Below are 6,551 nucleotides of genomic sequence, written 5' to 3'. Positions count from 1 at the left end.
CAAATGCCCCAAAGTCGCCTTGGTCGCTTGCATGCGCAAGCTGCTGACCGTGCTCAATGCCATGGTCAGAACCAACAAACCTTGGGATAACGCGCTTCACGGCGCTTGACTCGGAAGACGGTTACTCAGCGGCCGGGTTCGTCGTTCCAGAGGATCTTGTGCAGCTGCAGCTGGAACCGCACCGGCAGGCGGTCGGCGACGATCCAGTCGGCCAGTTCGCGCGCGTCCAGCTGGCCCTTGCTGGGCGAGAACAGCACCTGGCAGCGGCGGTCCAGGGCGTGGGTGGCGACCATGTCGCGCGCCCATTCGTAGTCCTCGCGCCCGCACAGGACGAACTTGACCTGGTCGCGCGGGGCCAGCAGCGGGATGTTCTCCAGGCGGTTGCGCGCCACCTCGCCCGAGCCGGGAGTCTTGAGGTCCACCACCCGAGACACGCGCGGGTCCACCCCGCCGATGTCCAGCGCGCCGGAGGTCTCCAGCGAGACCAGGTAACCGGCGTCGCACAGCCGCCGCAGCAGGTCCAGGCAGCGCTTCTGCGCCAGCGGCTCGCCGCCGGTCACGCACACGTGGCGTACGCCGTGGCGGGCCACCTCGGCCAGGATGGCGTCGATGTCCCACCACTGCCCGCCATGGAAGGCGTAGGCGGGGTCGCAGTACTGGCAGCGCAGGGGGCAGCCGGTCAGGCGCACGAACACGGTGGGCCAGCCAACCGTGTCGGCCTCGCCCTGCAGCGACAGGAAGATTTCGGTGATCCGCAGGCGGTTCTGCGGAAGCGGGGTGTCCATGGGCGGCATTGTAAGTCCCGGCGCCTTGCGGCCAGCCGGACCGGGCCGGACGGGTCCGGCGGAAAGAAAGAAAAACGCGCCGCGGGACGGCTGGTCCCGCGGCGCGCGGAATGCGGCAGGCTCAGCGCAGCTGGCTGATCTGGATCGAACGCAGGCGGTCGGCGGCGATGCGCGCCGCGTCGGTGCCCGGGTACTGGGCGGCCACCTGCTCCAGCGTGGCCTGCGCCTGCTGCACCCGGCCTTCGCCGAACTGGGCCAGGCCCAGCTTGAGCATGGCGCCGGGCGCCTTGTCGTGGGTCGGGTAACGCCCGATCAGGGCGCGGAACTGCTCCGCGGCCAGGGCGTAGTTGCCGGTGGCGTAGTAGCTCTCGCCCAGCCAGTACAGCGCGTTGGGCGCGTACACGCCGGCCGGATAGGCGTCCAGGAAGGCCTGGAACATCTGCGCCGACTCGTCGTAGCGGCCGGCCTTGAGCACGTCGAAGGCGGCGTTGTAGGCGGCGCGTTCGTCCTCGGCGCGGGCCAGCGAGCCCGGGTCGCCGTGGACGCGCGGGGCGTCGGCCGCGGCGGACGGGGCGGCCTTGGCCGGGGCCGCGGCGGGCGTGGCCTCGGGCGGCGGTGCCGGCAGGGCCCCGCCCTCCAGGCGGTTCAGGCGGCCGTCCAGGTCCAGATACTGGTCGCGGTTGCGCTGCTGCAGCTGCTGGTTCTCGTACTGCAGCTGCTCCACCGAGGCGCGCAGCTCCTGCACCTCGCGGCGCAGCAGCTCCAGCTGGTTGAGCATGTCCTGCATGGCCTGGGTGTTGTTGGCCTGGGCTTCCAGGCGGGCGACACGGTCGGCCAGGCTCAGCTTCTGCGCATGCGCGGGCGTGGCGGCCGCCAGGGCCGCCACGACCAGCATCATGCCGATGGAACGGCTGCGGGCCATCGATCAGCGCGCGTTGTAGATGATCTCGACGCGGCGGTTCTGCGCCCAGCAGGCCTCGTTGGACTCGGTGCAGACCGGACGCTCCTCGCCGAAGCTGACCACTTCCAGCTGGCTGGCCGAGCCGCCGGCGGCCTGCAGGGCCGAGTTGACGGCGTTGCCACGGCGCTCGCCCAGGGCCTGGTTGTAGGCGCGCGAGCCGCGCTCGTCGGCGTGGCCCTGCAGGGTCACGCGGGCCGACGGACGGTCCACCAGGTACTTGGCGTGGCAGCTGACGATGGCCTGGAACTCCGGCTTCAGGGCGTCCTGGTCGAAGTCGAAGTAGATGACACGCTGGCGCAGGCAGGCGTCGGTGTCCAGGTCCTCCGGACCGTAGCGGCCGTCGTCGGCGACCGGGGCGGTCGGGGTGGCCGGGGCCGGCTCCTCGGCGACGGGCTGCTCCTTGACCTTCTTGGAGCAGCCGGCCAGGACGGCCACGGACAGCGCGGAAACCAGCAGGACTCGGGTGGTGGCGTTCATGATCATTTCCTTCTGATGCACAGTGGGTGGTGGTTGAGATAAGCGTGCAACGGGCGAATCTTACAACCGATTTTTAACGCGCGCTGCGGTAGGGCGACCACGCAGGTTCGCGCACGTCGCCGTCGGCCAGGACCAGGCGCTGGCGTACCCGGCCGTCGGCCGATACCGCATACAACACCCCTCGCCCGCCCTCACGCGCGGCATAGAGCAGCATGCTGGCGTTGGGGGCGAAGCTGGGGGATTCGTCCAGGGAGCCGGTGGACACGGTGGTCCAGCGGGGGGTGCCCAGGCTGGTGTCCATGATGGCGATGCGGTACGTGTTGCCGGTTCCCTGAGCCATCGCGATCTTCTTGCCGTCGTAGGAGACGGACGCGGTGGCGTTGTAGTTGCCCTGGAACGTGACCCGGGTGGCGGGACCGCCGGTGGCCGGGACCTTGTAGATCTGCGGGCGGCCGCTGCGGTCGGAGGTGAAGTAGATGGTCGAGCCGTCGGCGCTCCAGGTCGGCTCGGTGTCGATGCCGAAATGGTTGGTCAGCTGGGTCAGCTGGCGCGTGGCCAGGTCCATCACGTAGATCTCGGGATTGCCGCTGCGCGACAGCGACAGGGCCAGCTTGCGGCCGTCCGGCGAGAACGACGGGGCGCTGTTGATGCCGCGGAAGCTGGCCACCAGCTCGCGGGCGCCGGTGGCGATGTCCTGGATGTAGATTGAGGAGTTGCCGCGCTCGAAGCTGACGTAGGCCAGCTTGCGGCCGTCCGGGCTCCAGGCCGGCGACAGCAACGGCTCGGCCGAGCGCACCACCGTCTGCGGGTTCCAGCCGTCGGAGTCGGCCACCACCAGGGCGTAGCGCATGCCGTTGCCGCTGCCGGTGGCGGTGACGTAGGCGATGCGGGTCCAGAACGCGCCGCGCACGCCCAGGATCTTCTCGTAGATGGCATCGGCCATCTGGTGGGCCACGTCGCGCATGGCGCTGGCGCGCGCGGTCATGGCCAGGCCCAGCAGGCGCTCGCCCCGGGCCACGTCGAACAGCTCGTACTCCACGCGGTAGCCGCCGTCGCCGGCATCCAGCACGCGGCCGACCACGATGTAGTCCTGGCGCAGCTGGCGCCAGGTGGGGTAGTTGATCTCGCCGCCGCGGGTCGGGCGCTCGACCATCTGCGCCTCGGGCAGGGTGCGGAACTGGCCGGAGCGGGCCAGGTCGTCGCGCACCACCTTGGCCACGTCCGTCTCCGGCGGGGTGCCGCTGCCCTGGTACGGCATGGGCACCACCGCGATCGGCAGGGCCGAGGCATTGCCGCCGATGATGTCGATCTCCAGCCCCTGCTGCTGGGCCGAGGCCATCAGGGGCGCCACCAGGAGGGCGACGAACAGGGCGAACCAGCGCAGTGGGGTCTTCATGGCCAAGGTCGGCGTTCCTGTTTTGCGGCGGGGCACTGGAAGAGATAGCAGCGCGAGGGTGAACGTATTCGCAATCATGAACGAAAACGCGTGAAAACGGGGCGGGACGGGACCGGCCCCTTTGACCGTACCGGGGCGTCCGGGTTCTCAGCGGTCCTGGGCCTCGAAATTGAGGGTCAGGGTGCGCTGGAACACCGCCTCGAAGCCCCGGTAGGGCAGCGGCTGGGCGCGCAGGACCGCCGCCTCCAGCGAGCGGCGGCCGGCCTCGTCGTACGGGCAGCCGGGCTGGACCTGGACGTCGATCACCTCGCCGCCGGGCAGCTGGCGGATCACCACCTTGCAGCGCTGGCCCAGCGGCACGGTCTCCGGCCGGATCCACTGCCGGGCCACCGCCTCCTGGATGGCGGCCGCGTACCGGGCCAGCAGGTCCTCGCTGCTGCCGCCCTGGCCGGGCGTGCCCTGGCTGGCCTGGGCCGGGGCATTGGCCTGGCGCTGCCGGGCCTGCTCCAGCTGGCGCCGGCGCTGCTCGGCCAGCTGCGCCTGGCGGGCGGCCTCCTCGCGCTGGCGGCGGATCTCGGCCAGCTTCCTCTGGCGCTCGGCCTCCTCGGCCTGGGCGGCCAGGCGGCGCTGGTTCTCGGCCTCACGCTGCCGCTCTTGCTCGGTCAGGTCCACCTGCTGCTGGCGGCGGCGCTCCTCCTGCTCGCGCTCGGCCTTCTCCCGGGCGATGGCGTCGCGACGGGCCTCGTCCTGGTCCACCGTGTCCGGCTCGGGCAGGAAGTCCTGGGCCTTCTGCTGCGGGGCCACCGGCGCATCCTGCGGGCGCGGCTCGGGCAGCGGTTGCGGCGGCGGCACGGTCTCCTCGGGGGCGGTCTCGGCCACCGGCGGCGGCAGCGGCTCGGGCTTGGGCGCCTCCTCGGCGCGACGCCGGGCCGCGGCCACGTCGGCGGCCGAGACCACCAGCGAAGCCTCGATGGCCGGCGAACCGGCGGCCGGCTCCACCTTCCGCGGCGGCGACCACCACCAGGCCAGCCAGAACAGCAGCGCCACCGCGATGTGCAGGGCGACGGCCAGCGCCAGCGGGCCGGCCAGCCCGCCCTCGCGCGGATCCTGCGGTCGCGGGAAGGCCTCAGCGTGCATTGTCGCCCGGCTGGCTCATCAGGCTGACCCGCGGCACCCCGGCCTGCTGGACCAGCACCATGGTGTCCATCACCTTCTGGTACTCCACCCCGCCCGGCGCGGCCACGAACACCGGCACTTCGCTGTTCTGCGCCACGAAGGCCTGCAGCCTGGCGGTCAGCTCGGTGGCGTCGATCGGCTCGGGGCGCCCGCCCTGCAGGGTCAGGAAGTAGCGGCCCTGGGCGTCCACGGTGACGACCACCGGGTCCTTCTTGCTCTCCACCGAGCGGGCGTTGGACCGGGGCAGGTCCACGTCCACGCTCAGGCTCAGCAGCGGCGCGGTGACCATGAAGATGATCAGCAGCACGAGCATCACGTCGATGTAGGGCACGACGTTGATCTCGGACTTCAGCTTGCGGCGCTTGTGGCGGGAAAAGCCGGTGGTCATGGGGAGGTTCCTGTACGACCCTGTGGACGGGCCCGGGCGGGCCGGTGGCGCGTCACTCGTCCGCGCCGGCCTGGCGCTGCAGGATCGAGCTGAACTCGTCGGCGAAGCTCTCGTAGCGCTGCGACAGGCGCTCCACGCGGGTGGTGTAGCGGTTGTAGGCCCACACCGCCGGGATGGCGACGAACAGGCCGATGGCGGTGGCGAACAGGGCCTCGGAGATGCCCGGCGCCACCGAGGCGATGCCCACCTGCTGGCCCTGGGCGACCATGTCGTGCATGGTCACCATGATGCCGAACACGGTGCCCACCAGGCCCACGTACGGGGCGGTGGAGCCGATGTTGGCCAGCAGCTCCAGGTTCCGCTCCAGCTGGCCGACCTCGCGGGTGAAGGCCACGCGCATGGCCCGCTGCGCGCCCTCCAGCTGCGCGCGGCCGTCGTGGCGGCGCTCGCGCAGGCGCAGGAACTCGCGGAAGCCGGCCTCGAAGATCGCCTCCAGGCCGACCACCACGCGGTTGCGGTCGGCCGCGGCGGCGTACAGCTTGGACAGGTCGGCGCCGGACCAGAACCGGTTCTCGAACTCGTCCGCCTCCTGGTCGGCGCGCTTGAAGCTGCGCAGCTTGCGGAAAATGATCACCCAGCTGATCAGCGAGCCGGCCAGCAGCAGCAGCACGATCAGCTTGACCGGCAGGCTCGCGCGCAGCATCAGGTCCAGGTAGTTGATGCCGCCGTGGGTGGCGGCCGCCGCACCCGCGGCTGCGGCGGTGGCGGCCTCCTCCGGCAACGCCTCCACCACGGTGGCCACCAGGGCCGGGATCGATACGGTCATCCTTCGTTCCTCAGTCGCAAAGTTCGGTGCCAGGCACAGGCCGGCCCGCGCGTCATGCGCTTCGACCGGCCTGCAGCGATTTCAGTTCCTCATGGAGCCTGTCTTCCATCGGGCAGGGGCGGAAGTCGCCGGCCCGCAGCGAGGCCACCTTGACCTCGGCGGTCAGCAGCAGTTCCCCGCCGCGCAGGATGCGCTGGGCGAAGACCGCGCTGGCCCGGCCGACCCGGGCGACCTCGGCGGTGACCTCCAGCAGGTCGTCCAGCCGCGCCGGCCGCAGGAAGTCCAGATGCATCGAGTGGACCGCAAACACCAGCCCGGCCTCCTGCAGGGCACGTTGGCCCCAGCCCATCGCACGCAGCGCGTCGCTGCGCGCCCGTTCGAGGAAGGCCAGGTATCGGGCGTGGTAGACCACGCCACCGGCGTCGGTATCTTCCCAGTAGACGCGTATCGGTATGCTGAACATCGGCTTGCTGATCCGGGACAGGGCGTAAAGCATGACCGCTGCCGGCCGCCACGGCCGGATGCGTCGGTGCCCCTGTAGG

General features: G+C 71.2%; 8 protein-coding genes and 1 pseudogene. 1 reads left to right on the top strand and 8 read right to left on the bottom strand.

The annotated features are described in order from the left end of the window. Positions 1-109, top strand: a pseudogene (locus CR938_RS13560) (IS110 family transposase); the annotation flags it as partial. A gap of 16 nt (positions 110-125) precedes the next feature. Here the strand turns inward: CR938_RS13560 and queE are convergent. From queE to ybgC, 8 genes are all read right to left on the bottom strand, one after another. Next, positions 126-785 (bottom strand): 7-carboxy-7-deazaguanine synthase QueE, encoded by a 660-nt coding sequence (gene queE / locus CR938_RS13555; protein WP_162125506.1) that lies wholly within the window; start codon positions 783-785, stop codon positions 126-128. A gap of 121 nt (positions 786-906) precedes the next feature. Further along, complete coding sequence (gene ybgF / locus CR938_RS13550) at positions 907-1,707, bottom strand: tol-pal system protein YbgF (RefSeq protein ID WP_425502456.1); 801 nt, start codon at positions 1,705-1,707, stop codon at positions 907-909. Positions 1,708-1,710: 3 nt separating this feature from the next. Next, positions 1,711-2,223 (bottom strand): peptidoglycan-associated lipoprotein Pal, encoded by a 513-nt coding sequence (gene pal / locus CR938_RS13545; protein WP_162125505.1) that lies wholly within the window; start codon positions 2,221-2,223, stop codon positions 1,711-1,713. 73 nt (positions 2,224-2,296) lie between these two features. Continuing rightward, positions 2,297-3,619, bottom strand: a complete 1,323-nt coding sequence (gene tolB / locus CR938_RS13540; RefSeq protein WP_162125504.1) for a Tol-Pal system beta propeller repeat protein TolB — start codon at positions 3,617-3,619, stop codon at positions 2,297-2,299. A 147-nt stretch (positions 3,620-3,766) separates the two neighbouring features. Next, positions 3,767-4,756, bottom strand: coding sequence for a cell envelope integrity protein TolA (gene tolA, locus CR938_RS13535; RefSeq protein ID WP_162125503.1), 990 nt, complete (start codon positions 4,754-4,756; stop codon positions 3,767-3,769). Beyond that, the gene (tolR, locus tag CR938_RS13530; RefSeq protein WP_162125502.1) at positions 4,746-5,183 is read right to left on the bottom strand and encodes a protein TolR; all 438 of its coding nucleotides are present in this window, start codon (positions 5,181-5,183) and stop codon (positions 4,746-4,748) included. The genes tolA and tolR overlap by 11 nt, the downstream gene beginning before the upstream one ends. Before the next feature lie 52 nt (positions 5,184-5,235). Beyond that, positions 5,236-6,009 carry a protein TolQ gene (gene tolQ, locus CR938_RS13525; protein ID WP_162125501.1) on the bottom strand — a complete coding sequence of 258 codons (774 nt, stop codon included), beginning with the start codon at positions 6,007-6,009 and terminating at the stop codon, positions 5,236-5,238. 52 nt (positions 6,010-6,061) lie between these two features. Further along, a complete protein-coding gene (gene ybgC / locus CR938_RS13520; protein ID WP_162125500.1) occupies positions 6,062-6,505 on the bottom strand; it encodes a tol-pal system-associated acyl-CoA thioesterase in 444 nt (147 codons plus the stop codon). Positions 6,506-6,551 lie beyond the last annotated feature (46 nt).

It is taken from the genome of Pseudoxanthomonas taiwanensis, from assembly GCF_010093135.1.
Classification (GTDB): domain Bacteria; phylum Pseudomonadota; class Gammaproteobacteria; order Xanthomonadales; family Xanthomonadaceae; genus Pseudoxanthomonas; species Pseudoxanthomonas taiwanensis.
This window is presented reverse-complemented; position numbering and strand designations above follow the sequence as displayed.